General features: G+C 41.6%; 20 protein-coding genes and 1 tRNA gene. 9 read left to right on the plus strand and 12 right to left on the minus strand.

What is annotated here, in order from left to right; translation table 11 throughout:
• Window positions 1-133: 133 nt before the first annotated feature.
• Window positions 134-619, plus strand: coding sequence for a Dps family protein (locus tag ACT3QQ_RS03050; RefSeq protein ID WP_444520527.1), 486 nt, complete (start codon window positions 134-136; stop codon window positions 617-619).
• Between the two features lie 101 nt (window positions 620-720).
• Here the strand turns inward: ACT3QQ_RS03050 and ACT3QQ_RS03055 are convergent, their stop codons facing one another.
• The 3 genes from ACT3QQ_RS03055 to ACT3QQ_RS03065 form a co-directional block, all read right to left on the minus strand.
• Window positions 721-1425: a DUF2057 family protein gene (locus tag ACT3QQ_RS03055; protein WP_444526859.1), complete on the minus strand. Its 705-nt coding sequence runs from the start codon at window positions 1423-1425 to the stop codon at window positions 721-723.
• 89 nt (window positions 1426-1514) lie between these two features.
• A complete protein-coding gene (gene hda, locus ACT3QQ_RS03060; protein WP_444522490.1) occupies window positions 1515-2318 on the minus strand; it encodes a DnaA regulatory inactivator Hda in 804 nt (267 codons plus the stop codon).
• 325 nt (window positions 2319-2643) lie between these two features.
• Window positions 2644-3750: an AI-2E family transporter gene (locus ACT3QQ_RS03065; RefSeq protein WP_444520524.1), complete on the minus strand. Its 1107-nt coding sequence runs from the start codon at window positions 3748-3750 to the stop codon at window positions 2644-2646.
• Between the two features lie 492 nt (window positions 3751-4242).
• Between ACT3QQ_RS03065 and purM the strand changes: the two genes are divergently transcribed.
• Entirely contained in the window at window positions 4243-5304 is a 1062-nt protein-coding gene (purM, locus tag ACT3QQ_RS03070) for a phosphoribosylformylglycinamidine cyclo-ligase (protein ID WP_444526860.1), read from the plus strand.
• Window positions 5304-5990 carry a phosphoribosylglycinamide formyltransferase gene (gene purN / locus ACT3QQ_RS03075; RefSeq protein WP_444526861.1) on the plus strand — a complete coding sequence of 229 codons (687 nt, stop codon included), beginning with the start codon at window positions 5304-5306 and terminating at the stop codon, window positions 5988-5990. The genes purM and purN overlap by 1 nt, the downstream gene beginning before the upstream one ends.
• A 186-nt stretch (window positions 5991-6176) precedes the next feature.
• Here purN and ACT3QQ_RS03080 read toward each other — a convergent pair whose 3' ends face one another.
• Together ACT3QQ_RS03080 and ACT3QQ_RS03085 are read right to left on the minus strand one after the other, a co-directional pair.
• A complete protein-coding gene (locus ACT3QQ_RS03080) occupies window positions 6177-7550 on the minus strand; it encodes an NAD-dependent succinate-semialdehyde dehydrogenase (RefSeq protein WP_444526862.1) in 1374 nt (457 codons plus the stop codon).
• Between the two features lie 392 nt (window positions 7551-7942).
• Complete coding sequence (locus ACT3QQ_RS03085) at window positions 7943-8932, minus strand: LysR family transcriptional regulator (protein ID WP_057761159.1); 990 nt, start codon at window positions 8930-8932, stop codon at window positions 7943-7945.
• A 678-nt stretch (window positions 8933-9610) separates the two neighbouring features.
• Between ACT3QQ_RS03085 and ACT3QQ_RS03090 the strand changes: the two genes are divergently transcribed.
• Entirely contained in the window at window positions 9611-11197 is a 1587-nt protein-coding gene (locus tag ACT3QQ_RS03090) for an isocitrate lyase (protein WP_444522486.1), read from the plus strand.
• Window positions 11198-11350: 153 nt separating this feature from the next.
• On the plus strand, window positions 11351-12937 hold the full coding sequence (locus ACT3QQ_RS03095; RefSeq protein WP_444526863.1) for a CYTH and CHAD domain-containing protein: 1587 nt from the start codon (window positions 11351-11353) through the stop codon (window positions 12935-12937).
• A 144-nt stretch (window positions 12938-13081) separates the two neighbouring features.
• Here ACT3QQ_RS03095 and ACT3QQ_RS03100 read toward each other — a convergent pair whose 3' ends face one another.
• Window positions 13082-13597: a L,D-transpeptidase family protein gene (locus ACT3QQ_RS03100; protein WP_444526864.1), complete on the minus strand. Its 516-nt coding sequence runs from the start codon at window positions 13595-13597 to the stop codon at window positions 13082-13084.
• Between the two features lie 140 nt (window positions 13598-13737).
• Between ACT3QQ_RS03100 and ACT3QQ_RS03105 the strand changes: the two genes are divergently transcribed.
• Complete coding sequence (locus ACT3QQ_RS03105) at window positions 13738-15015, plus strand: hypothetical protein (protein WP_444526865.1); 1278 nt, start codon at window positions 13738-13740, stop codon at window positions 15013-15015.
• Between the two features lie 144 nt (window positions 15016-15159).
• Here ACT3QQ_RS03105 and ACT3QQ_RS03110 read toward each other — a convergent pair whose 3' ends face one another.
• Window positions 15160-16398 (minus strand): argininosuccinate synthase, encoded by a 1239-nt coding sequence (locus ACT3QQ_RS03110; protein WP_444526866.1) that lies wholly within the window; start codon window positions 16396-16398, stop codon window positions 15160-15162.
• 335 nt (window positions 16399-16733) lie between these two features.
• Here ACT3QQ_RS03110 and pyrC point away from each other — a divergent pair, with 335 nt between their 5' ends.
• The 3 genes from pyrC (at window position 16734) to ACT3QQ_RS03125 (ending at window position 19365) form a co-directional block, all read left to right on the plus strand.
• Window positions 16734-17804, plus strand: coding sequence for a dihydroorotase (gene pyrC, locus ACT3QQ_RS03115; RefSeq protein ID WP_444526867.1), 1071 nt, complete (start codon window positions 16734-16736; stop codon window positions 17802-17804).
• Between the two features lie 294 nt (window positions 17805-18098).
• Window positions 18099-18758: a ribonuclease T gene (gene rnt / locus ACT3QQ_RS03120; protein ID WP_444526922.1), complete on the plus strand. Its 660-nt coding sequence runs from the start codon at window positions 18099-18101 to the stop codon at window positions 18756-18758.
• Between the two features lie 531 nt (window positions 18759-19289).
• Window positions 19290-19365: transfer RNA gene (locus tag ACT3QQ_RS03125), tRNA-Glu, on the plus strand.
• Between the two features lie 244 nt (window positions 19366-19609).
• Here ACT3QQ_RS03125 and ACT3QQ_RS03130 read toward each other — a convergent pair.
• The 5 genes from ACT3QQ_RS03130 to ACT3QQ_RS03150 all read right to left on the minus strand — a co-directional run bounded on the left by ACT3QQ_RS03130 (window position 19610) and on the right by ACT3QQ_RS03150 (window position 25984).
• Window positions 19610-20218: a BLUF domain-containing protein gene (locus ACT3QQ_RS03130; protein ID WP_444526868.1), complete on the minus strand. Its 609-nt coding sequence runs from the start codon at window positions 20216-20218 to the stop codon at window positions 19610-19612.
• Between the two features lie 420 nt (window positions 20219-20638).
• Complete coding sequence (gene ispD, locus ACT3QQ_RS03135; protein WP_444526869.1) at window positions 20639-21367, minus strand: 2-C-methyl-D-erythritol 4-phosphate cytidylyltransferase; 729 nt, start codon at window positions 21365-21367, stop codon at window positions 20639-20641.
• Between the two features lie 166 nt (window positions 21368-21533).
• Window positions 21534-21842 (minus strand): FtsB family cell division protein, encoded by a 309-nt coding sequence (locus tag ACT3QQ_RS03140; protein WP_444526870.1) that lies wholly within the window; start codon window positions 21840-21842, stop codon window positions 21534-21536.
• 153 nt (window positions 21843-21995) lie between these two features.
• The gene (eno, locus tag ACT3QQ_RS03145; protein ID WP_444526871.1) at window positions 21996-23312 is read right to left on the minus strand and encodes a phosphopyruvate hydratase; all 1317 of its coding nucleotides are present in this window, start codon (window positions 23310-23312) and stop codon (window positions 21996-21998) included.
• 323 nt (window positions 23313-23635) lie between these two features.
• Window positions 23636-25984 (minus strand): heavy metal translocating P-type ATPase, encoded by a 2349-nt coding sequence (locus ACT3QQ_RS03150; RefSeq protein WP_444526872.1) that lies wholly within the window; start codon window positions 25982-25984, stop codon window positions 23636-23638.
• Window positions 25985-26210 lie beyond the last annotated feature (226 nt).

A 26210-nucleotide genomic window follows, 5' to 3' on the forward strand; every position in this document is an offset into this window, starting at 1 on the left:
GGAAGAGGTAGAGTTTATTTCAATAGATACAGATAAAAGTCAAAGCGTTCTTATCCGTACCTTAGCTCGTTAAAAGCTCTACTCTTCTTTATTCAGTACCGTACAACTACACTCACACTATAAGGACAATACTATGAGTAATTCTAACAATGCTACTAACCAGATCGGTCTAGAAAAAGCAGACATGAGCGAAGTTATTGCTCAACTAAACAATCTACTATCGACGTATCACGTGTTTTATTTAAACGTACGTGGTTATCACTGGAACGTAAAAGGTGAGCATTTCTTTACCTTGCATCCAAAATTTGAAGAATTGTATACGTCACTACAACTTCAAATTGATGAAATCGCTGAGCGTATCTTAACCTTGGGTGGCACACCACTCCATGCTTACAGCGATTTTACACAGCATACTAGCATCAGTGAAGATAAAAACGTTAAAGATGGCACGAGCTGTGTGAAAGGCGTCGTCACTGGCTTGCAAGCGTTGATTGCAGAGCAGCGTCAAGTATCAGCACTAGCAGAAGAGAGCGAAGACCAAGGCTCTGCTGACTTAGTTGATGCCTACGTACAAGAGCAGGAAAAACTCGTATGGATGTACAACGCGTTTTTAGGCTAGTGAAATACAATCTTTTATCTAAATACTCATGAAAATCCAAACAATAAAAAAGCACCCAACTGGGTGCTTTTTTATTGTTTGGATTTTCGAAAAATATCAGCCTACTGTTGAATCCATTGACGCATTTTTTCACGTTCAGCAGGCGTGGCTTGTAGCCAGACTTGCATAAATGTATCTAGCGTACTAGTAGAAGTATTCGCGTTAGTAGCTTGGTTAACAGTAGTCGTACCAGTATTGACGTTGCTAGTAGTATTTGCTACTGGTTGATCTAAAGAGGCAATAGCACGTTGGTTCTGTAGCTCTGCGTCACCTGCACCGCCAAACACGCCGCCTAGTGCCTTACCAAGGCCTGAGAATATGCCGCCTTGATTACCAGCCATACTTTGCTGACTAGCGATAACAGTATTGTTCTGCTGGACAGCAAGCGTTGGCTGTTTGGCATAGTCTTTAGCCGCTTCATAAGCTTCTGGTTGGTTAGGCATAGTCAAACGATACGTTTGGTTATCGGCCAATTGTGCTGTCACGCTGACATTACCTGAACGCAAATAGTCGTGCTGATCGCGAGGCAAGTTATACAGACGATCATATTTAGCGGTGATAGCATGTTGTCCAGGCTGTAACGTAAATGTTTTCTGCAAAGGCTGAAAAGCACTCTGCTGGACTTCCTGTCCATTAATAGCGGTTACTTTGATATGGTCATCAACCTGTAGAGTCACTGCTGCCTGTGACAACATAGGAACCGAGGCAACACCTACCAACAACGTGCCTATCGTTAATTTTTTTAGCAAAGAAGCATTCGATTTCATAAGTTATTCCATTAATAGTAAAAGCGAGTTGGACAAAAGATTCGTATTCTTACGGTTATTCGTTTTTCTTACTGCTAAAAATCTTGCTATTAAAAATCAAGTGGCATCGTGTGCTGGTCCTGATCGGAAGTATCATTATCTATATGTGTCTCTTGAGCAATATCTGCCAGCTCCGCTGCAAGCGTCTGCTCATCAATGGTACGCAAAGCATCACTTATTACTGCTTTTGAGATATTACTGCGGCCAAGGTTAGAAAACATTGGCTGAATATAATTAAGCACTTCCATCATCGCACCGATACGATGCGGCCCATCAGTCAATAAGTGATCAATAATTCGATCGTCAAACTGCCATCCGCGCCGACGTAAAATAGATTGTAATAATGCTTGTCTGTCTGCCAAATCATGGCCAGTAGGCACTTTGAAGGTAGGTGCTTGTGCCAAACGCGTCATCAAATCCCTTAGCTGAAATGGCAAGCCATCAGCTGGCTTATTGGCTGCAAACAATAGCTGGCGTTGCCCTTCTCGGCTACGATTAATCAAGTGAAACAAAGCTTCTTGCCACTGGCTGCTTTGCTCAAGCACTTCCAAGTCATCAATAGCGATAAGATCAAAGTTTTCTAACGATGATAGTACGTGAACATCTGTATGAATCAGCTCATTAAGAGACAAACAGATAGCAGATTTATCCATTTCGATAAATGACTCACAAATAGCAGATAGCAAATGAGACTTACCTGTGGCAGGGCTGCCAAACAGATATAATTGACCGATCAGGCCGACATGTAACTGCCGTACTGCATCGATAATCGACATCCAACCGGGACCGGCAAAGTCGCTGAGACTTGCATCATGCTTAATGTCCAGATTGAGGCTTAGCTGTGCTTCTGCCATGAATCATCAACTCGTATTGCGTAGTGCAATGAAAAATATAATAAAAAGGTGGGTTGCTTCAAGCTGTATTTATTACTATCAGTACTAGCCGATATAAATGCATTTAATGACCTTACAGCTTTTATAAAATCGGTTAATTACTTTGTAGAAAACAACGTTAGCAAAACTGCTACTAAAACGGTTGATACTATCAACACTGCGCCTATATATAACATATTTACAAAATGACTGACAAGTCTTTTGCCCATAAAGCCTTAGCAGCCATTGCGTTCCTATACTTATGTTGTATACCTATCTCTATCTAGTATATTCAATAATAAGGTAATTATCTTTTTTCAAACAATGCCAATTGTTTGCGACCTTTATAAAAGTCAGTGGTTCGATAATAATTATATAAATGGCGGAACAGAACATTTAAGACGGCAGATACTGGTAAAGCAATTAACATGCCGACAAAACCTAATAAGCTAGCACCAGCCAATACGGCGAATATGACCCATAGTGGCGATAGCCCAATCTTATCACCTAAGAGCAACGGTTGCAGGATATAACCTTCTGCAGCCTGACCAATCAAGAACGCACCTACAACTAATGACAAATATGTCCAGTCCAGTCCAAACTGAAATAAGCAGGCGATAATAGCTGCGATAAAACCAATGCCAAACCCTAAGTACGGCACAAAACTAGCAATGCCTGCTACCATACCAATAATAAGCCCAAGCTCCAGCCCAATAAGCTGTAACTGCACCGCATAAATAGCGCCTAGCAACACCATTACTAGTAATTGACCTTTGATAAATGCCATCAATGCAAGATCGCACTCTTTAGCTATTTCGGTCACTTTTTGGCAGTAAGCACTTGGTATCGCCATCTTCCAACTTTGCAAACGTTGATCCCAGTTAAATAGAAAGTAAAAAGTCAAAATTGGCACCAATACAATGAGACCTGCATTATTAATGAAATTCATACTTGAGGTCAGTATTTGGCTCATCATAGTACTGGCATCAGCGAACTTATAGTTCGTCTGCATATAATCGACGAGTGTATCAGAGAATTCCTTCGACTCTAGTTCAGGCAGTTTGATACGGGTATTACTGTTGAACCACTCTCGTACTACTTGGTTATACCAATTAAATATCTTCGGCAAATAATCCCAAGCCGCTTGCAGCTGATGCCACAATGTCGGTACCAACCACCAAAGTAGTAACGCCATCCCCAAAGTAATCGTCGAGTAAACAATAATGATTGCAACCCAGCGCTTGATGTATTTCGATAAGCGCTTGACTAGAGGGTTGAATAGGTAAGCCAGCATAAAGGCAAAAACGAAGGGTACGATGACGGGCATCATCAAATACAAAAGAAACACAGCCACAACTAACGCCACGACAATAAATAAGCGCCGGAAAAAAGGATCTATTGTTTGGTTTATCATGGCAAGTAATCCTATAGTTGGACGGGTTTAAAAAGTGATCAAAAGCAATACACTGTTAGTAATTTCTAAATGAAATGAATACAGCATTATACTATTTCACTAGGTGGGTTTCTTTTTCTTCTAGTTATTTTTAGCTAGCTAAGCTGAGATGTATCAAAGCCTTCAATTTTTGAAAATTTATGTTTATTATTCTCTATGCTGTCAATCACATATGAACTTGTATTAAAGCTATTATTAACAATAAATCTAGCGTTCTATTATCGCAGAACACAACAAAAAATCAGTCATTTTTTGTTTCTTAACTGCTAATTTGCCCCTTAACGCAAATCTTAGTCAAATATTGGCAAGTTGCTTTGCGAGTACGGTCTGTTTTTGGGTATAATGCGCGCACTGTCTTTAAACTTTGTCTTTAAACGTTATAACGCTGATTTTTGCGTGCTCAATTACTTTACCTTCTAATCCCAATTATCTATCCCCAACTGTGAGATGACTATGAGTGACAAGCCTTCTTTAAGCTACAAAGATGCCGGTGTTGATATCGATGCAGGCGATGCTTTGGTGCAGCGAATCAAGTCCGTTGCAAAAGCCACTACTCGTCCTGAAGTCGTGGGTGGACTTGGCGGTTTTGGCGCGTTATGCCGTATTCCAACAGGTTATACCTCGCCATTATTGGTTTCTGGCACTGATGGTGTCGGTACCAAACTAAAATTGGCCCTACAACTGAACCGTCACGAGACAATCGGTATCGATTTGGTTGCGATGTGTGTCAACGACCTATTGGTTTGCGGTGCGGAGCCACTATTCTTCTTAGACTATTATGCAACTGGTAAGCTGGATGTAGATGTAGCAGCGACTGTCGTGACTGGTATCGGTGATGGCTGTAAACTTGCTAACTGTGCACTTATTGGTGGTGAAACTGCTGAAATGCCAGGTATGTATCAAGATGACGATTACGACCTAGCTGGATTTTGTGTGGGCGTGGTTGAAGAGGCAGAAGTCGTCACTGGTGAAAATGTCGCAGAAGGCGATGTACTGATTGCGCTTGCCTCAAGTGGCGCGCATTCGAATGGCTACTCGTTAGTGCGTAAAGTTATCGAAGTCAGCGGTGTTGACGTGACCAATAGTGATGAGCAACTAGACGGACAGCCTATTCAAGACGCGCTAATGGCTCCTACTCGTATCTATGTAAAAGCCATTAAAGCATTACAAGACACACTTGGTAGCTCAGCCTTACATGCGATGTCACACATCACAGGTGGCGGCTTAACGGACAACTTACCACGTGTACTGCCTGATGACCTAGCCGCTAGTATCGACACCAATAGCTGGCAGTTCTCAGAGCTGTTTACTTGGCTACAGACCCAAGGTAACATCGCACAGAGTGAAATGTACCGCACCTTTAACTGTGGCGTTGGTTTTGTCATCGTTATGCCAAAAGACAAAGCTGAAGAGGCTATTCAGACATTAACTGATGCTGGCGAGACAGCTTGGCAAATAGGTGAGATGGTCAAGCGCAGTACTGATGGCCAAGCGGATGCAGTGGTGTACCGTTAATGTCAACTGATAATACAAGCCGGCCTATTAAGCCATTGCGTATTGCTGTACTAGTCTCAGGAAGCGGTAGCAATCTGCAAGTGTTAATCAATGCAATGCAGGCAGGCGCGCTACCGATAGAAATCGTTGGGGTCATTAGCAACCGTGAAGACGCTTATGCGTTGACACGTGCTAAAGAAGCCAATATTCCAGTAGCGGTATTGTCGCACGTTGCTAGTGGCAAACGTATGGGTATCAAAACATTTGAAACTCATGCCAATGAGCAACTAATAGCATGGCAACCTGACTTGATCGTCTTAGCTGGATTTATGCGCGTGTTAAGTAGTTCATTTATCGATAATGCACCAGCACCGATGATTAACCTTCACCCTTCTCTACTTCCGGTTTATAAGGGTTTAGATACTCATAAGCGAGTCATACAAGCAGGTGAACGTCGTCATGGATGTAGTATCCACAAAGTGACAGCAGAGCTTGATGCAGGTCAGGTATTGACTCAAGCCGTGTTGAATGTCGATATTAATGATACAACAGATAGCTTGCAGTCACGAGTACAGAAGCTTGAACATCAGCTACTACCTTGGACAATTTTATTGCTAGCAAAAAATGTATTATCACTTGAAACAGTTAATACGTCATCGAAAACTTACCTACCCACGTTACCTTTGCAGTTGCTTATTAATGGATAAAAATTGCAGTTTATTAAACTGCTTTTAATCCTATTCGGATAGCAAAATAAAAGCCCAGTTACTCGTAATGAGTAACTGGGCTTTTTTTATTCAACAACTATTTATTATTTAAAATCACCTAATATTTAAAGTCATAAATAGTTATCTATTAAGACTATTTATCTAAGTCGTTTAATTAAATCATTCTTAAAATACATGAACTGCTTTAATATTGACAAACTCTTTCACACCAAAGCCACCATGCTCACGGCCATAGCCTGAGTTTTTCACACCGCCAAACGGTAGTGCAGGATTAGCAAGACCGTAACCATTGATATAAACCATACCAGTGTCAAACTGCTCACGTGCTAGACGAACAGCTTTCTCTTCATCTTTTGAGAAAATCGCGCCACCTAGACCATAGCGACTGTCATTAGCAATGCGCATCGCATCGTCTTCGTCTTTAGCACGAATCAGTGATGCTACTGGACCAAATAACTCGTCATCATACGCAGGCTGGCCTTTTTCGACATTCTCTAGGATGGTTGCTGGGTAGAAGCTACCTTTACCTTTGGGTACCTTACCACCGACCGCAATTGTCGCACCTTTGGCCACACTTTGCTCTACCTGCTCGTGTAGTTGCTCTTGTAAATCCGCACGCGCTAATGGGCCGATATCTGAGCTATCATCCATTGGGTCACCAGCTTTGGTACCTTCAAATTTCTCGACGATACGTTTACGGAACTCGTCATATACACTATCGACCACAATAAAGCGTTTAGCTGCTACGCAAGTTTCACCATTGTTGATTAGACGGGCTTGAGTACAAGTCTCTACAGCGATATCAATATCAGCATCTTCTAATACGATAAATGCGTCATTTGAACCAAGTTCTAATACCGCTTTCTTAATTGCTTTAGCTGCCTGTTGTCCAACAAGGGCACCCGCACTGTCACTACCTGTTAGTGTGACGCCGCGTACTTTATCATTACTGATCAGTTCTTCTGATTGATCATGATCAATGATAATCGTACGGAACAAGTCGTTTGGCAGTTCTGACTCATGAAGAATTTTTTCAATTAATAAGCCAGAACCTGTCACATTAGATGCATGCTTTAGTAAAACACTATTACCAGCCATCAAGTTCGCAATCGTATAGCGGAACACTTGATACGCAGGGAAGTTCCATGGCTGCATACCGTAGATGATACCAATAGGTTGATACGTCACCAGACCTTTTTTCATGCTTTCAATATCACGTACATCATCAGCCAAAGAGGCGACACCGTTTTCAGCAGTGTAGTCACAGATGGCTTTACATAAATCAATCTCTTCCATGCTTTGACTGTACAATTTACCGCGCTCTTCTGTCATCAGTTTTGATAACTCTTCTTTATACTCCATCAGTTTATCGCCGATAGATTTAATAACACGGCCGCGCTCTTCGTGGCTGACAGTTCGCCATTCTAAAAACGCGTTGTGTGAAGCATCGACAATTTCATTAACTTCGTCGTTACTCATATAGCTATAATTACTGATTTCTTCGCCCGTGGTTGGGTTGATAGTAGTAATGTCTGACATAAGTACTGTCCTTATTATATTATTCGAATTTATATTTGGAATTATTGCCACTTGTAGTTATTTTGCTGTGACAGTTTTAATTATTAAATCTATATCGATAGCACAATCTATTGTTAGCTCGTCTTCTATCTGTAGTTATCTTAACAAGCTATTCGATGAACAGTTTTACAATATATTGTGAAGTGTTTTGAAGATGTTAATAGTGTGACTGACTTATTAAGGATGGCTAAATGACATATATGAACTATTAACTGCTAAAACAAAAAAACCAGCCTAGAGGCTGGTTTAGTAACGATACAGAGTAGGATACGAAGAAAAGTATTTTTATTAGCGTGTAAAGACTCAACAATATGCCGCTCTAATGTGACGTAATCTTAATTCACACAAACCAATTAAAATAAATGATTAATAACTGGTATTTCTTGTGGCGGATTTTCTTCTTCAGCAACGACCTGACGTGCTACATGCATAATTAGCTGACGTAACCAACGGTGAGCGGGATGATGTTGTAATAGAGGTGACCAAGCCATCGTGAGCTCAAACTCAGGAATAAAAAACGGTGGATCTTCCATCATGATGCTATCGTTATTTGCTTGCATTCTTGCCACACGCGTGGGCAACGTCGCTATCAAGTCTTTATTTGCTGCTAGCATGGCAGGCATTTGATAATGCCGAGTAAAAACACTAATTTGACGTTTTTGTCCAAGGCGCTGCAATGCCTGATCGATAGAGCCTAATCCGCCTGACTTCTCTGGGTTCACGCCGAACCCTACACCCATACCTGTTTTAGATACCCAGACATGCTGTGCTTTTAGATAGTTTTTCAAGTTAAAACGATTGGCATAAGGACTGTCTGATGACAAGAGACAGCTAAAAGTATCACGCCAGACTAGTACCTGATGAAAGCTTTGAGGTATCTCGTTAAAACGGTTAATCGCTAGATCTACTCGTCCTTGCTCCATATCTCGATAAGAGACATCTGATGGAGTCAAAAAATCTAAAATAACATTAGGTGCTTCAGAACGTAGTGCTTTTACTAGCTTAGGTACCAAGGTCGCTTCGGCATAATCCGATGTCATGATACGAAACACACGAGAGGTACTATAAGGACGGAATTCGGTACGTGGCTCCAATACTTGAGTCAAATCAGCGAGTATCTCACGGATACGTGGCTGTAATTCAAGGGCACGTTCAGTCGGCGTCATACCTTCTGACGAACGTACTAATAATGGATCATTAAACAGCTTACGTAGACGGCGCAAAATATTACTCATGGCAGGCTGGGTAATACCAAGCTGCTCAGCTGCGCGAGTAACGTTTTTTTCTCGTAGCAACACATCTAAATGGACTAATAAATTTAAATCGACCCGCTGCAAATTCATATTTAGTTCTCTTGGCTTTTGAATAAACACCACGTTAAGGCTGGCATTTGTAACATTGCTACGATGGTTTATACGCTACAACAGCGTAATTTCATTATTTTTTACTAATTTGGTTCGATATTGCTCTGATAGACTCACGTTATAACTTACTCAACCTGTCGTAAGAGCTTGTTATATAGACATTATATCATATAGAAATACCAAAGATAACTATCATAAATTAGATAAATCTTGGCAAGGTGGTTATAGTGAGTTCTATAGAGGTTTTGCAGCGTAGACGATGAATCTTTGATTTACCGTCCGTTCTCACCTGATTAAATATCGTAGCTCAGTAATATATTAACGGCTTTTGTCAGTCATTGAACATGGTTCATTTAACTTATTATTGTAACACTTCCAGCTACCAATTATGACATTACTGCCTATGAAGTATTTAAATACCTTATAGATATATAGTTGAAATCGATACACCTTTACAAGTTAGTAAGTATTTTTAACTGTTGAGTTCAGCAAATTTCTTGTAATAGCGTAGCGGTTTGTTTAGGGTAAATAGAGCTTCGATAAATAACAAACCAGATTCTGAATAGCACTTTTTAGTACAAAATTTTAGTAAAGCAACATACTCATTATTTTAGTATTTAACTTATTTGTTTTTTACACCCCACCAAGGAGACATAGATGTCAACTGCATATAAATCAGCGATCGATTTAGTACGTGAATTAAAGCAAAAGCACGGTAACTGGCAGAACATTAGCGAGACTGATGCCGCACGTATGATGTCACAAAACCGTTTCAAAACAGGTTTAGATATCGCAAAATATACTGCAAAAATCATGCGCCAAGACATGGCAGATTATGACAATGATACGTCTCAGTACACTCAGTCTTTAGGTGCATGGCATGGTTTTGTTGCACAGCAAACGATGTACGCTAAGAAAAAATATTTTGGTACTACAGCTAAAACTTACATCTACCTTTCAGGTTGGATGGTAGCTGCCCTACGCTCTGAGTTTGGTCCTCTACCTGACCAATCTATGCACGAAAAAACGTCTGTACCTAAGCTAATCGAAGAAATCTATACTTTCCTACGTCAAGCTGATGCAAAAGTATTGAATGATTATTTCCGTGAGCTAAACGCTGCTGAAGAAGCTGGTCAAGATACCTCAGCTATCCTAGAAAAAATCGAAAACTTTGATTCGCATGTTGTGCCAATCATTGCTGATATCGACGCAGGTTTTGGTAACGAAGAAGCGACTTACTTATTGACTAAGCAAATGATTGAAGCTGGTGCTTGTGCCATTCAGGTTGAGAACCAAGTATCTGATGCTAAGCAGTGTGGTCACCAAGCAGGTAAAGTTACTGTACCGCATGAAGACTACATTGCAAAAATCAACGCTATCCGTTATGCATTCCTAGAGCTAGGTGTTGAAGATGGCGTTATCGTTGCCCGTACTGACTCTGAAGGCGCATCACTAACACAAAAAATCCCAGTATCAAATGAGCCAGGCGATCTTGCTTCTAAATACATCGACTTCCTAGAAATGGAAGAAGTGAGCATTGAAGACGCTAACGAAAACGACAGCCTACTTAAGCATAATGGTAAGCTAGTACGTCCAGTTCGTATGCCGAACGGCTTGTACAGCTTCCGTGAAGATACTAACATCGACCGCGTTGTTCTTGACTGTGTCACTGCTTTAGAAAATGGCGCTGACCTACTTTGGATTGAAACACCAACACCAGATGTTGCCCACATCAAATCAATGGTAGATCGTATCAAAGAGCAACAGCCTAAAGCGAAGCTGGTATACAACAACAGCCCATCATTCAACTGGACGCTTAACTTCCGTAAGCAAATTATCGCTCAGTGGGAAACCGAGGGCAAAGACATCTCTGCATACAATAAAGATGACTTGATGAGTGCTGATTACGACGGTACTGAGCTTGATGCAGCAGCTGACGTAGCGGCTAAGAACTTCCAACGTGATGCGTCACGTGAAGCTGGTGTATTCCATCACTTAATCACGCTACCGACCTACCACACGACTGCTCTTAGCGTTCATGAACTTGCTAAAGGTTACTTCGGTGAAGAAGGCATGCTTGCTTATGCAGCTGGCGTACAACGTAAAGAAATCCGTGAAGGCATCTCTTGTGTTAAGCACCAAGCAATGGCTGGTTCTGACCTTGGCGATGACCACAAAGAAATCTTCTCAGGCGATAACGCTCTGAAAGCTGGCGGCGGCAAGAACACAATGAACCAGTTCTAATCACCAATACACTAGCAGTATTTATTAAAAAACCGCCCTACATCATGTAGGGCGGTTTTTTATTGCAGTTTAAATAATCAGAGAATGGTAGACTAATAATTGTTTATTACAACCATCGATCAGAGCCATCAGTCAGAATTATTAGGAGCTAATATGCAAGAGATAGAGCTGAAGTTTTTGGTACCAGAGTCGCGACTAAAGGGTTTAATGCGTCAAACGCACGTTAAATCTTCACAAACGACACAACTGGCTGCGCACTACTACGATACGACTGACCAGCAGCTTGCACAGGCAGGTATTGGTCTACGTATTCGCAAAGAAGGTGATACATGGGTCCAAACCATTAAGGCTGGTGGTGATGGTATTGCCGCACGCCTAGAGCACAATGCCGTGCTCAATAACGAGCAAGTGCAAGCGATGCTCAATAACAATGAGCTGATGCCTGACTTAACAATATATGAAGACACTCCTATCTCTGCTGCATTATCTGAATTCAAACTCAAAAAGCTAGCGAAGACACTAACACGGCTGTATGTCACTGATGTCGAGCGCACTACTCGGTTGCTAACAGAAAGCAATGAGGACGGAGCCGATAACTGTATCGAAATGGCTTACGATCAAGGGGAGATTATTCATGGTACTGATGACTCGCTGCGTAAAGCCATTCAAGAAATAGAGTTCGAGTTGGTATCAGGAGATTTAGACTTTCTGTTTACGACTGCAAAAATATGGTGTAAACGCTATAAATTGTGTCTATCTACCGTTACCAAAGCTGAGAACGGCAGCCTACTTATTAACGGACAAAACCACAGTCCTGCGGTCAATGCCAACCTAAACCAATTGCAAGTAGATAAAGATAGCAGCGCGCCCGCCTTTATACGTGCGGTCGTACATAACTGCTTATTGCAGATATTACCAAATAGCAGTGCTATCGTCGCTGGCAGCACAGATGACGATCATATTCTACAGTTACGAATAGGTATTGATCGCTTGCGTACTGCATTAAAAGCATTTGCTGAATTCTCTGATGAGACTAATCCTGAATGGCTGCAGATACTTAATCAAACCGCAACCTTGCTTAGCGATTATTATCAACTTGCTTATATCAATGCACAGATCGAACCTGAACTTCAATCACTTGGCGCGCCTGCTGTTGACTGGACGACAGATATCGAAGATATAAAAATCACACCTATCAATACGCTGCAAGCCAATGACTTTCAGATAACTTTGCTAGAGCTGATTGCTTTTACCATGAGCGACTCAAGCATTGAATCTCAAACTAATCAACTTGCCAAAGACAAGTTAGAAAAAATTCTAGCTAAGCAATATAAAAAATTCGTTAAAACCAATAAAAAAACTGACGAAGTAATTGATATCGAGCTTGTGAGTAGTGACACAAATGCAAGCACAGACACTGCTTATGATGACCAGTCTGAAAGTGAACTGCTTAACCAATTAAGAAATTTACGTTGTATCGGTGAATTCTCCGCACCTTTATTAAGTAAGAAAAAAGCTAAGAAGAAAACAAAACGTTGGCTAAAACGGTTGATAAAAGCGCAGAAAGCATTAGAGCAACTGAACGATGATAATCAATATCAGAAACTTTATGAGCTAAAATCAAAAACAGACGCTAGTGCTTTATATGGTGCAGGTTGGTTTGCCGCTATACTTACTGGTGACCAAAACCATATTGATGCACGTTTAGCAAAATTTGCAGACAGCTCAACGTTTTGGTAGTAGTAATATTGTTTTTCATACGGATAATGCTCTCATAAAGTAAAAACGTTCCATAGAAAGGCCAGCCTGTTATATAACAGGCTGGCTTTTTTTATTGTATTTAAATAGCCTCTATCAGCGCCATAGTTAAAGGTACAATATGACTTATTCAGCAACAATTGTAACGGGCATACCCTCTTCTACTTCTTCAAATAACGCTACAATATCTTTATTACGCATACGTATACAGCCATGAGATAGCGGGATGCTCATTGGTTCAGTATCGGGTGTGCCATGAATATAGATATAGCGCTCATAAGTATCGCAACCACCCTTACTATTACTACCTTTGTTTACCCCTTCGTCAAGACCGCTTAACCAAAGAATACGGCTCAATATCCAGTCACGCTTGGGATGTAACTCACCAAGGCTTACATCATATATCTCACCTGTCGGCACACGCCCGACAAATACCGCATTCATAGGCTCGCTACCGCCTATTTTCTGTTCAATGATGTGCCTACCAAGCGGCGTGCAGCCACTATCCTGCTGACTACCAATACCATTTTTCGCCGTAGAAACCACGTATTTAGTAACCTCAGTTTGCTGTTGGTACATCGTTAATGTTTGCTCAGCGATATTAATCACTAGTTGTTTATCAAGCGTTTCGTTATTTATCATAAATGCTTCCGACTATCAGTCATTCATCAGATTACTATCAAGGTTATTCGTAAAATGATTGAAAATTTCTATTATCAAGGGATTGTATCAAGACATTTGGCACCGTAATATAGGGACACACTTTTTGATGCTAGCAGATTATGACGACTATTTCACCGACACGTGTGTCGATGTATGATTTTTTATATCATGATACCCAGCCTATGCTGTCACTTTTGGCCGATGCGGCACAGCTTTCTCTACCGCAAGCGCGCTTAGGGACAGATGCCAGTCTACAAGCTATCGTAAGTGCGCTTCTGGCCTATCAGCAGCGGCATCAGGGACAAGCCATCAGCAAGAAACTATTTAGTCGTAGTGCTGTCAAAGAGTTACGACAGTATAACTCAATGAACTTTGCGACTATTAGCTCTACACTTTACCATCGTCACGATGCGGCAGATGCCGTATTTAGCGATAACAGCCGTGTCGTAAAGGCAAGCGAACATATCGCCGAGAAGATTGATGCAACGACGCAACAGACTCAAATTCTACTCACTTCTTTGTGCGTGATTGTACTGCGTGAATTGGCTATTCTGACAGAATACAGTCAACTAGACAGTGATGAAATCAACAAGTGGTTCGCGCTGCAACCACAGTTTTTGTCAGCGGCACGGTTTGATTCACAGCTTACGCATACCTCATCTGCTGAGACAGAAAGTAATAGTGACGCACCTAAATCAACTACTGAAGCGGTAGATAATATTGAAGCTATAGAGAACAACTCAGAGAGTAACGTGGAGCGTACGTTATTGAATACTGAGCAGTTATCAAGCACCCCACCCTCTTTTGATCCTTACTGGTATGAACTGACTGGTTTCAAACCAGAAAACTATGAACCTGTGCAAGACATGCAAATGGCAACAGGCAATTACCTAAAAGCCATTGGTCGTTCACCTGACAATCTACAGCAAGGTCGCCACAACGATATGCTGGTATTTACCGAGATGCATGCCGTTGTTTTGCCACACCAACGTTGGTTATTACAACTGGCCAAAATATCAGATATCTATCTCAGCCGAAATCGACTGCGTGTTAACTCTGAACCAGCCAATCCGCCCAAACCGCCTTTGGTAAGCTTAGGATTGATTGGCGGCAATAACGACAATACACCAACCACCACCAGTGAAAAGCCCATTGAGTATGAGGCCTCCACACCGCTATGGAAAAATCCTGTTATTCTCATCATCATACTTGTCGTTGGTATACTTGGTACACTCGCTACTTTAAAATATCAATCGCAAAAATCTGATGGTGTCACCCTTGCAACTGAAGAAGTATTAGAACAGGACGCTATTGATGAGCGTCAACAGCAAGATGTAGCCATTGTCATGGTAGACGAAGATGAACCTGACGTTGCAGAGACAGAAAAAGCTGAGTAAAGAATTTCGATTTTAGAATGATTATTCTCAGAGTAAATGTTTTGACAATAATTCATTAATTATAAAAAAAGAGGCCCTATCAATATAGAGCCTCTTTTTTGTTGTGCAATCTAAGTTTTCAATTGACTATAAGCAGCCAAAAACTTACTTAGATAAATCACGACCACGGCTAGCTTCGATAGCTAGACGTAGACCATTTAGACGGATAAAGCCTTCTGCGTCTTTTTGGTCATAAGCGCCCGCATCATCTTCGAAAGTAGCGATTTTTTCATCAAATAATGAATCATCAGATTTACGACCAACGACGCTCACGCTGCCTTTGTACAGTTTTACACGTACTGTACCGTTGACGTATTCTTGTGATTTGTCAATCAAGGCTTGTAGCATCATACGCTCAGGGCTAAACCAATAGCCATTGTAGATGATTTTTGCGTAGCGTGGCATTAACTCATCTTTTAAATGTGCAGCTTCACGATCGAGCGTTAGTGATTCAATACCACGATGCGCTTTTAGCATAATAGTACCCGCTGGCGTCTCGTAGCAACCGCGTGATTTCATACCAACGTAACGGTTTTCAACGATATCTAAACGACCGATACCATGTTTGCCGCCGAGCTCATTCAGCTTAATCATAACTTCATACGGCTTAAGCGCTTCGCCATCGATAGCAACGATATCACCTTTTTCGTATTCTAATTCTAAATACTGCGCTTCATTAGGTGCTTCTTCTGGACTGACAGACCAGCGCCACATATCATCTTCTGCTTCGGTATACGGTTCTTCTAGGACACCGCCTTCATAAGAGATATGTAGTAAGTTAGCATCCATTGAATAAGGAGATTTTTTCTTATTACCCGCATAATCGATTGCGATATCATGCTCTTCAGCATATTTCATTAGGCTTTCACGGCTTGACAGATCCCACTCACGCCAAGGAGCAATGGTCACTACGTCTGGTGACAAGGCAACAGCACCTAGCTCAAAACGCACTTGGTCATTTCCTTTACCAGTCGCACCATGGCTAATAGCATCGGCGTTATGCTCTTTAGCAATCTCAACCAAACGCTTGGCAATCAACGGACGAGCAATAGACGTACCTAGTAAGTACTCACCTTCGTAGATGGCATTAGCACGGAACATAGGGAATACATAATCACGAGCAAACTCTTCGCGCAAATCTTCGATATGAATATGCTCGATACCCATTGCCTGAGCTTTGGCTCGTGCTGGCTCAACTTCTTCGCCTTGACCGATATCAGCAGTGAAAGTGATTACCTCCGCATCATAAGTTTCTTGTAGCCATTTAGCGATGATTGAGGTATCAAGACCACCTGAATAAGCCAAGACGATTTTATTAATATTTTTTGGATCAAGTTGAGCCATGAATAACTCCCATTATGAAATATAGTTTTAAAAAAGGCGACGATCAAATCAAAAGCAAGTCGAACGATAATTACCTGCTCAGTGTACATCATATTTACTATGGGCAAAAGTCTAACTGCCATAAGGCGTGCGCTTTTGACTTAAATTCTAATCAACTTCATCTTTGCCACCAGAATTTAAACATTATTTAATGACAAGACATTAATCTCAGCTCGATGAATTATTTATAGATATATAGCCTTATATTTAGTCGAGTGGGCAAATCTGTTATGATAGACCCACAGTATCACTCCCTTTTGTTTCCTTTATTTGACAATATAGAGCGCTTTGACACTATGACTGATTCGATTAGAGAATTGACCATCCTTCAGCCAGATGACTGGCATATCCACTTGCGTGACGATCTCGCTTTGAGCACGACTGTACCTCATGCTGCAAGCAGCTTTAACCGTGTCATCTGTATGCCAAACCTTGTACCTCCAGTCAAAAATGTGCAGGATGCTATTGCCTACCGCACACGTATCATGGAGCAGTTAGCAGCAAGCGATTTGAGTCTTGAGCGCAAGTCAGCGTTTGATCCACGTATGACGCTATATTTAACAGATAATACCACTGCCAAAGATATCGAATTAGCAGCGCAATCAGGTATCGTACAGGCAGTTAAGCTCTATCCTGCTGGGGCAACTACCAACTCCGCAGACGGCGTTACTAACATCAATGCTTGTGTCGATGTATTCGAAGCACTAGAAAAATACAATTTGCCATTACTAATCCATGGTGAAGTGACCCAAGACCATATAGATATCTTTGATCGCGAAAAGCGTTTCTTGGACGAAGTATTAGCTCAAATTATCGTAAAATTCCCTACATTAAAAATAGTAGTAGAGCACATCACTACCAGCGATGCGGCAGATTTTGTATTGTCACAAGGCAACCATGTTGCTGCCACTATTACGCCGCAGCATCTAATGTTTAACCGTAATCATTTATTGGTTGGTGGTATCAAACCGCATTTTTATTGCTTACCTATTTTGAAACGTGAAAGCCATCAAAAAGTGCTGTTAGATGTGGCCACTAGTGGTAATCCAAAGTTCTTCTTAGGTACTGACTCTGCGCCACATGCGACAGACAAAAAAGAAGCCGCTTGTGGCTGTGCGGGTTGCTATAGTGCAGCGACGGCGCTGCCTTTGTACGCGACCGCCTTCGATAGTGTTGGAAAAATAGATAAGTTAGAGGGCTTTGCCAGTCGCTTTGGTGCCCAGTTCTATGGTCTACCTCTGAATGAAAGCACTATCACACTTGTCAATACGCCTATGCAAGTACCGACCGACTATCCTTACTTTGATGGCGCATCATTGACACCCTTGATGGCAGGTGAAACGCTACCTTGGTCAATTAAAGCCTAACGCCCGCAAAGAAAACTTAGCATTCAATACATGACCTATTATTTGATCCTATGATATTAATGACACCTTTGTACTAGCTTTCTTTGTACTAAAGGTTCAATTAATATCATAGGATGCTTATTTTTATTTAATATATTAGTACGACTGATAAAAGTGATTTAACTTTATATGACCAATCAAAACATAGCGGCCTTGCCTGACGAAGACCTATCAAACCCTAAATCTGCGAGCCTTGATACCACTCTAGATACTTCTCCTGAAGACGTAGCCTCAGCGGCAGAGGAGCAAGCGCCTATGGCATTAAAAGACCGTTTTCGTAAGTTCTTACCTGTCGTCGTCGACGTGGAAACAGCAGGCTTCAATGCACAGACTGACGCCCTATTAGAGATTGCCTGTATCCCTGTGCTACTTAATGAGCAAGGTGTGTTTTACCCAGGTGAAGCTCTTAACGCTCATATTGAGCCTTTCGAGGGCTCAAACTTAGAGCCAAGTGCTCTTGACTTTACCGGTATTGATCCTAAAAACCCAATGCGTAAAGCTATTGCGGAAGATGAGAAGACAGCGTTGCGCCGCATTTTTAAAGGGTTAAAAGACGTACGCCGTGATGAAGAGTGCCGCCAGTGTGTCTTGATTGGGCACAATGCCCATTTTGACTTGGCTTTTTTAAATGCAGCTGTGCTACGAACCAATAGCAAAAATCACAATCCATTTCATAATTTTTCAGTATTCGATACCGTCACTTTATCAGCCTTAGCCTTTGGTCAAACTGTTCTCGCACGCGCTTGTAAAGCAGCTGGATTGGAGTTTGATGGCAAAAATGCTCACTCAGCTCTATATGACACTCAAAAGACTGCTGAGCTATTTTGTCACATACTAAACAACTACTCGATGCTGGCCAATGCGCTGCATAACGAAGATGCGAAAGAAGAGTCAGCTGACAGCGATAGTAAATAAGTCACATATCCTATATTGCCAATCAGACATAATAGTGTTATTTGTAATACTTGATAACTTTAACATCTTGATTTGGCAATCAATAGGGATATGATTAATATTGTGATAAATAAACGGAACTATTTCAGCAATTACAGATGTGGTCATTTCGGCTGATACGAATGACGATCTGATTATAAAATGTCACTCTTAAATGATGTAGTTGTATCCTATAGATGGTTTAAGTTGCTCACACTGTCTTGATAGCAAGCCCTATCAAGGTTAATAGGAGGGACTTTATTATGGATCCACAGCTCAAGTTATGGGGTACCATACTCAGTTATATGCTGCTTGCATTGACGATTAGCGCCTGTACTTCTTTATGGATTCGCTATCATTTGAAGCGAAATGACCTACATCCTCGTCGCGCAATTAAAAAAAGATATTTAATTTTAAAAAGACGTAGAAAAAGGCTTGACAGAAGACGCCGACGCTATTAGAATACGCACCACTTCAGCATAAATGGTGAAAGCAGTTGAAGTGTTGTTACTAGTCCCCATCGTCTAGAGGCCTAGGACACCGCCCTTTCACGGCGGTAACGGGGGTTCGAATCCCCCTGGGGACGCCACTATTTGGCGTCACTTATTAGCACTTTTGCTTAGCATTAGATTAGACTGATAAGCGTACCACCAAAAACCCAGTTCATAATATATTATGAACTGGGTTTTTTTATGCCTACCACTAAAGGCTCAGTTATTTTTTTTCAATAAAAAGGCCAGCATCAATCGATGCTGGCCTTTTTGTCTGGCTATCTTATTAAGTAAGTATAAATATAACTTAGTTTGATGCGAAACGTTAATAATATTAATAGATTAAAGCAGTAACCACAATAACGTCGCAACTATCATCAACCCTAAGACCGTCTGGATTAAGAAGAACGCTTGATGCTGTCCTACAACCTTACTGAGAGTCACCCCTAGCGTACTATACTTGACAGGCGGTGTATCAATGTTACCTATCCTATTTTGCTCTTCATAGTAGCCTTGTAATACGTCTAGGAATTTCTGCCACTCATCAGAATCCCACTCATAAGGCTTAAATGGCATTAACTGCTTGAGTTCAGGCTCTTTAGTCATCCAGCGCTCAAGAGTAATCGAACGTAATGACCAACTGGCAAAGCGACGCTTAGTAATTGCAGAAAAATTCAGAACCTTTAACTCTTTGTGTCGATCATCTACTATTAAACGATTTTTTAGATTGGTTAACGCCTGCTCTGATCCTTCAACGCACTGTAAAAAGTAACCATTGCCGTAGCAAAGAATACCGGTAACATTATCTATTTGATTGCGTTCAACTGCGGTCTCTGAAATATCATTAAGTGTGCTAGGACTTAAAAGACCAGTAGAAGTAATCCGGCTTATATATACAAGCTGGCAGAGATCTGTCGTTACTGGATTTGTTGAACCGTTGATTGTTGACAATCAGCTTCTCCCTATTATTGGGTAAATGTCGCTAAAACAATCATACTAACTTCAGAAAAATATAGAGACAACATAACTGCGCGTCATGAATTAGTCTGATATATTATTGATTTTATAAGTTTTTATATTAATTGTATTAAGTTAGTTACATCATAGGTTAGTTTAGTCATCAAAGCAACCTATTATCGAATGTAAGCCTTTTCAGATACAAAAAACACTTATCATCACGATACTCAACCCACAGTAAATTATACGTTTTCTATCTTCCCGTGATAGAAAACATACAATATGTTCAAAATATTTTGGCAACTTCAAGAGGAGATACAATGATTGGTAATATTGTGAGCTTTGCCATGATCGCTACTGATTACAAATAGAGCAAAGCTGATACTTATTGACGGAGGCCGAAGTGAAGATAAATTAAGACTGGAGAGCCATAATGGCTGTTAGTAGTGCGGCATCGTCAGGATAAGTAAGCTTAATATTTTGGCGACTACCAGAGACTAGTCGTATTGGTAGTTCTAGTTGTTCAAAGGCACTGGCCTCATCTGTAATGCTTAGTTGGTGCTCAGATACATGATTGAGGACTTTCTCTAATTGACCTAAACGAAATACTTGCGGCGTTTGTGCTTGCCACATATTGCTACGATCGATAGTAGATTTGGTATAAGAATGCAGGCGACTCTCTTCTGTAGTGGTAGCTTTCTGATAAGAAGCTTTTAATGTATCGGCCACTGGTGTCGCTAGGATAGCACCATAATGCTCTACCATTGCCGCCTCTATCACTTTGTCGATATCTGAGCTTGGTACAGCAGGACGTGCCGCATCATGAATGAGTACCAAGTCTGAATCATCAGCGCCTGCCTGACTAATTGCCTCAACGCCTGCCTGTACTGATTGCCAACGCTCTGCTCCGCCGACTGCATAGCGTATAGGAAGTGCAAACTCTAACTGTTGAGCCGTGCTGTCATCTGCTGATATGACCAATAGACACTTATTAATATAATTACTACAAGCAAGTCGTGCCACGCTATGCTGCAATAATGTCTGACCTTCTAGCGTTGTATATTGCTTGGCGATAGATGCACCAAAACGGCTACCGCGACCAGCTGCAACGATCATGGCATGTATATTAGGGGTTGTATTCATAATAGTGTACTCATGGTTGAGCCCATGACAGTATATATAAAGAGAAATAAAGCAGGTGTTAAGTATGGTAAATGGTGTCAGATAATAACGGTATGATGCTATGTTATAAAATTAATGTATGTCGTAACCGCTAGTATATCTATAAAAGCCAGTATATTCGTAAAAACTAATAGTTGCTATGCGTGGTTGGTGCAGTAGATACTTGGACAAAAGTTTCATTTGGTTTGATTAAACCTAAATCTAAGCGAGCGTGCTCTTCTACGGCCTCAAGTCCCGTTTTTAAATCTTGAACATCGGTGCGTAACAAGTTATTTTCCGCAACTTGATTGTCATTCAAACGTTGTTGCTGTTCAATTTGAGCCGTCAACTTATTGTGTTCAAAGCGACCATTTTCACCTAGCCAATACTGATATTGCAATCCTAAAAGCACTGCAACGGCTAAAGCAAGTAGCATGAATTGGCTAAAGTATTTCATAAGATAGTAACGCCAAACGATATGAAAAAAAGGATAGTAAAGTTTAAGCTGATTAGGCGATATATAAATGTTATATATCGCCTAAATATTGAAGCCAGCTTATGAGTCTAGGATTTCTAACGTGTATTACACGTCAAAAAGCCAGTCAGAGTCTTAACCACGTAGACCGATGAACTCTTCACGGCCACGGTAGCTTGCGCGTACTTGCTGCTCAATACGTAGCAACTGGTTGTACTTCGCTACGCGGTCTGAACGGCATAGTGAGCCTGTTTTGATTTGACCAGCTGCTGTACCCACTGCCAAGTCTGCAATGGTGCTGTCTTCCGTTTCACCTGAACGATGTGAAATAATAGTTGCATAGCCATTTTTCTTAGCCATATAAATCGCATCTAGCGTTTCTGATAGAGTGCCGATTTGGTTGAATTTAATCAAAATTGCATTGGCAATATGCTTATCGATACCTTCTTGCAAGATTGAAGGATTGGTCACAAACAGATCATCACCAACCAATTGGACTTTACCACCAATTTGCTCGGTCAAATACTTCCAGCCATCCCAATCCGACTCATCCAGACCATCTTCGATAGAGATAATAGGATACTGACGTGCTAGCCCAACTAGATAGTCTGAGAAACCTTGGCTATCAAAGGCTTTATTACCTTCGCCTGCCAAGACATATTGACCGTTTTTGTAAAACTCACTGGCCGCACAATCTAGCGCAAGATGGATATCTTCGCCAGCTTTATAGCCGACTTGTTCAATCGCTTGCATGATAACCGTGATGGCTTCTTCATTGCTACGTAGGTTCGGTGCAAAACCACCTTCATCACCAACGGCAGTGTTTAAACCTTGTGATTTTAATACTGACTTCAAGCTATGGAAAATCTCTGTACCAGCACGCAACGCTTCTGAGAAGCTTGTGAAGCCTACAGGCTCAATCATAAACTCTTGGATATCAACGGTGTTGTCCGCGTGCTCGCCACCATTCAAGATGTTCATCATCGGCACAGGCATGGTCAACGACGTTTGATTACGTAGATTGGCGATGTATTGATGCAATGGCAGATTCTGTGACTTGGCCGCTGCTTTGGCTGTAGCAAGTGACACAGCTAACATGGCATTAGCACCCAAGCTTTCTTTGTTTTCTGTACCATCTAATGCAATCATAGCATCGTCAATGGCCTGTTGCTCAGTCACATCTTTGTCAATCAAGGCGCTGCGGATTTGACTGTTGACATTAGAAACGGCTTTTTTGACGCCTTTGCCCATAAAGCGGGTCTTGTCGCCATCACGTAGTTCAAGCGCCTCACGTGAACCTGTTGATGCGCCACTTGGAGCAGCAGCACGGCCGACAGTACCGTCAGCTAAGATAACATCAGCTTCGATAGTTGGGTTGCCGCGCGAGTCTAAAATTTCACGAGCGCGAATGTCTTTAATTGCGGTGACGTTGTTGGTTTCTTCAGCGTACATAATGTCTGTTAATTCCTTTGGTCATGCCAAGTTTGTGAGATAAATAACGGCAGCTAGCATACAAAAAAGATAAAGCAAAATATCATATAGCGCACAATCCTAAAAACCTTTTATACCCCTCTATCTTGTGGCTAGAGTTTCCTAACAATTAGAGGTATATGGAGCAAATTAATAGTCGGCTATAGTGCTTGGCATCATAGCATATATTTCACCAAACTTCCCTTATCTTACACTGACTTGCGGTCATAAAAACAATCTTAAAGATGCATATACGCGGTAGCTGCCGATTTTATATTTATAGAAAACCTAAGCAAATATAACAGCTACCCTTCCGCTAAACGTTCTTTATCTGTATGAGATGTGGTTACTGTATTGTCTAACTCAACCTTGGTCTCAAAACGTGTCAATCGTAGTGCATTCATGAGTACCGAGATGGAGCTGAGCGCCATAGCGGCAGCAGCAATCATCGGATTCAAAAACCCAAATGCAGCAAGCGGAATACCGAGACAGTTATAAATGAAGGCAAAAAACAGATTTTGTTTAATATTGCGTAGTGTCGCTTGAGCGATTTTTTGTGCCGCATCAATATGCATGAGAGACTCACCCATTAGACGTGCAGAGGCACTATGCTGAGCAACGTCAGTTCCTTCAAACATCGCAAAACTAGCATCGGCAGTGGCCATCGCTGGTGCATCGTTGACGCCGTCTCCTGCCATCGCTACCTTATGACCAGCAGTTTGCAATAATGCAATTTGACTGGCCTTGTCACGTGGACTCATCTTGCCATAAGCTTTATCAATACCCAACTGCCCTGCTACATGATCGACAACGGATTGCTTATCACCACTCATCAAAATCACATTGATACTCGCATCTTGTAATGCAGTGATTGCTTGCGGGGTATCCGCTTTTAAGTCATCAGCTAAGGCAAAAGCGCCTAATGGCTCATCATTAATACTAATTGCAACGGTACTAGCAATTTGCCATACTTTTGGCATAAATTTTGGTAGTGCTAAATTCGCAAACTCTGCTGTCCCAACTTTTATAAGCCCAAGCCCTTCGATATTGGCTTGTATACCAGCACCTTTTATTACACTGATGTCAGTCACATTAAACAGAGGTAGTTGGCGATCTTTGGCCGTATTGACGAGAGCAGTTGCTAGTGGATGGCTGGCATGCGCTTCGACACTGGCCGCAATCTGTAATACATCATCAACAGCAAGTGACTTATCCACCATAACATGGTCGACGATAGTCGGTCTTCCAATAGTTAATGTACCTGTTTTATCGAGTACTACCGTATCGATATTACCTGCCGCCTCAAGGCTTTGTGCATCTTTGAACCAGACACCATGACGCGCGGCAACGCCCATGCCAGCCATAATTGCCGCTGGCGTGGCCAAACCAAGCGCACAAGGACAAGCAATGACCAATACTGATACGGCATGCATTAAAGCCGTATCAACCATACCTGTTAGCCACCATGTGACCCCAAAGGTAACCAATGCAATCGTTACCACCACAGGGACAAAGACAGCCGTTACTCGATCAGCGAGACGAGCCAGGTTGGCTTTTGAGCCTTGTGCATCACTTAACGCTTGTACCATATCGCCAAGCTTAGTATCGCTACCCTTCGCATTAACACGATATAGCAGACTCCCGTTTTCTACCAAGGCACCTGCTAACAATCCATCACCTTGCTCTTTTTTGAGTGCGACTGATTCACCAGTCAAATGACTCTCTACGCACCATCCGCTACCTTCTATGACGCTACCATCTGTAGCGACGCGGCTACCTTGTTTTGCACGTAGGACATCACCTATTTGCACATCAGACAACGCAATATCATGAAAATCACCATTTGGCTGCTGCTGCTCTACTTTATCAGGCGTCAGTGATAATAATAAATCAATACTGTTTAGACTGTGCTTCTTAGTACGTTCCTCTAAGTATTTACCCGTACGCACAAAAGCAATGACCATTACCCCTGCTTCAAAATATACGGCTGGGCTATTACTAGTGCCATGTTCACTTTGCAACAGACTGTTTAGAGTACCATCGCCATGCATGAGCCACAGATAAGTCGAATACGCCCATATCGTCACTGTACCGATAACTACCAGCACATCCATATTGGCAAGGCCGCCTTTGATAGATGCCCATGCGCTTTTATAAAACGGTAATGCTAAGCCAAACTGTACCACGGTCGCTAAAATGAATTGAGCCCAGATCGGCGGCATCCAAGCCATACCAAAACCCGTTAACATACCTGCCATACCCACCAAAAATGGCACCAAACAAACCCACAATCCGATCAGACGCCATGGATATTGAGTGGCAGTATCTTCATCAGTCTGAGCAAATAAGCTATCACCTGCTTGCACATTGGCTACAAATCCTGTTTTGTTCACCCACTCTGTCAGCTGCTCGGGTGTCGTCTGGGTAGGATCATAGTCAATATTGGCAGTCTCGCCAGCAAAACTCACACTTACCTCGTACACCGACGGTTTTTTGTTAAGCACCTTCTCGATTCTTGAGGCGCAGGCTTGACAAGTCATGCCGTCAATCGCTAATTGCAGATGCACACGTTGCGGTGCAAGTGGCGTATTGGACTCAATGTCAGTTTCGACATCGTAAGACTTATCTTTGGTAGTACGGGCGGTATCGTTCATAAATAAAACTCGTCATGGTGCCTATAGATTTGTAGGGACCACGATCAAATATCAGTGGATGGGCAAAAAATTTAAATAAAGCAATTGGGTAATATCGTATTCAGCATTAATATTTTAGACAAAGTAGTAAAACATTAATGCCGAATACTCATAATCGTTAATCATTAAAAAACCAGCTATCATGCTCGTAATAACATGTTAGCTGGTTCTGTAAATATATGACGAA

Source organism: Psychrobacter sp. AOP7-A1-24 (assembly GCF_052376235.1).
GTDB lineage: Bacteria > Pseudomonadota > Gammaproteobacteria > Pseudomonadales > Moraxellaceae > Psychrobacter.

Bases quoted from the DNA above. Each gene is read 5' to 3' on its own strand.
- ACT3QQ_RS03050 (WP_444520527.1), top strand. From the start codon at position 134: ATGAGTAATTCTAACAATGCTACTAACCAGATCGGTCTAGAAAAAGCA.
- ACT3QQ_RS03055 (WP_444526859.1), bottom strand. From the start codon at position 1,425: ATGAAATCGAATGCTTCTTTGCTAAAAAAATTAACGATAGGCACGTTG.
- hda (WP_444522490.1), bottom strand. From the start codon at position 2,318: ATGGCAGAAGCACAGCTAAGCCTCAATCTGGACATTAAGCATGATGCA.
- ACT3QQ_RS03065 (WP_444520524.1), bottom strand. From the start codon at position 3,750: ATGATAAACCAAACAATAGATCCTTTTTTCCGGCGCTTATTTATTGTC.
- purM (WP_444526860.1), top strand. From the start codon at position 4,243: ATGAGTGACAAGCCTTCTTTAAGCTACAAAGATGCCGGTGTTGATATC.
- purN (WP_444526861.1), top strand. From the start codon at position 5,304: ATGTCAACTGATAATACAAGCCGGCCTATTAAGCCATTGCGTATTGCT.
- ACT3QQ_RS03080 (WP_444526862.1), bottom strand. From the start codon at position 7,550: ATGTCAGACATTACTACTATCAACCCAACCACGGGCGAAGAAATCAGT.
- ACT3QQ_RS03085 (WP_057761159.1), bottom strand. From the start codon at position 8,932: ATGAATTTGCAGCGGGTCGATTTAAATTTATTAGTCCATTTAGATGTG.
- ACT3QQ_RS03090 (WP_444522486.1), top strand. From the start codon at position 9,611: ATGTCAACTGCATATAAATCAGCGATCGATTTAGTACGTGAATTAAAG.
- ACT3QQ_RS03095 (WP_444526863.1), top strand. From the start codon at position 11,351: ATGCAAGAGATAGAGCTGAAGTTTTTGGTACCAGAGTCGCGACTAAAG.
- ACT3QQ_RS03100 (WP_444526864.1), bottom strand. From the start codon at position 13,597: ATGATAAATAACGAAACGCTTGATAAACAACTAGTGATTAATATCGCT.
- ACT3QQ_RS03105 (WP_444526865.1), top strand. From the start codon at position 13,738: ATGACGACTATTTCACCGACACGTGTGTCGATGTATGATTTTTTATAT.
- ACT3QQ_RS03110 (WP_444526866.1), bottom strand. From the start codon at position 16,398: ATGGCTCAACTTGATCCAAAAAATATTAATAAAATCGTCTTGGCTTAT.
- pyrC (WP_444526867.1), top strand. From the start codon at position 16,734: ATGACTGATTCGATTAGAGAATTGACCATCCTTCAGCCAGATGACTGG.
- rnt (WP_444526922.1), top strand. From the start codon at position 18,099: ATGGCATTAAAAGACCGTTTTCGTAAGTTCTTACCTGTCGTCGTCGAC.
- ispD (WP_444526869.1), bottom strand. From the start codon at position 21,367: ATGAATACAACCCCTAATATACATGCCATGATCGTTGCAGCTGGTCGC.
- ACT3QQ_RS03140 (WP_444526870.1), bottom strand. From the start codon at position 21,842: ATGAAATACTTTAGCCAATTCATGCTACTTGCTTTAGCCGTTGCAGTG.
- eno (WP_444526871.1), bottom strand. From the start codon at position 23,312: ATGTACGCTGAAGAAACCAACAACGTCACCGCAATTAAAGACATTCGC.
- ACT3QQ_RS03150 (WP_444526872.1), bottom strand. From the start codon at position 25,984: ATGAACGATACCGCCCGTACTACCAAAGATAAGTCTTACGATGTCGAA.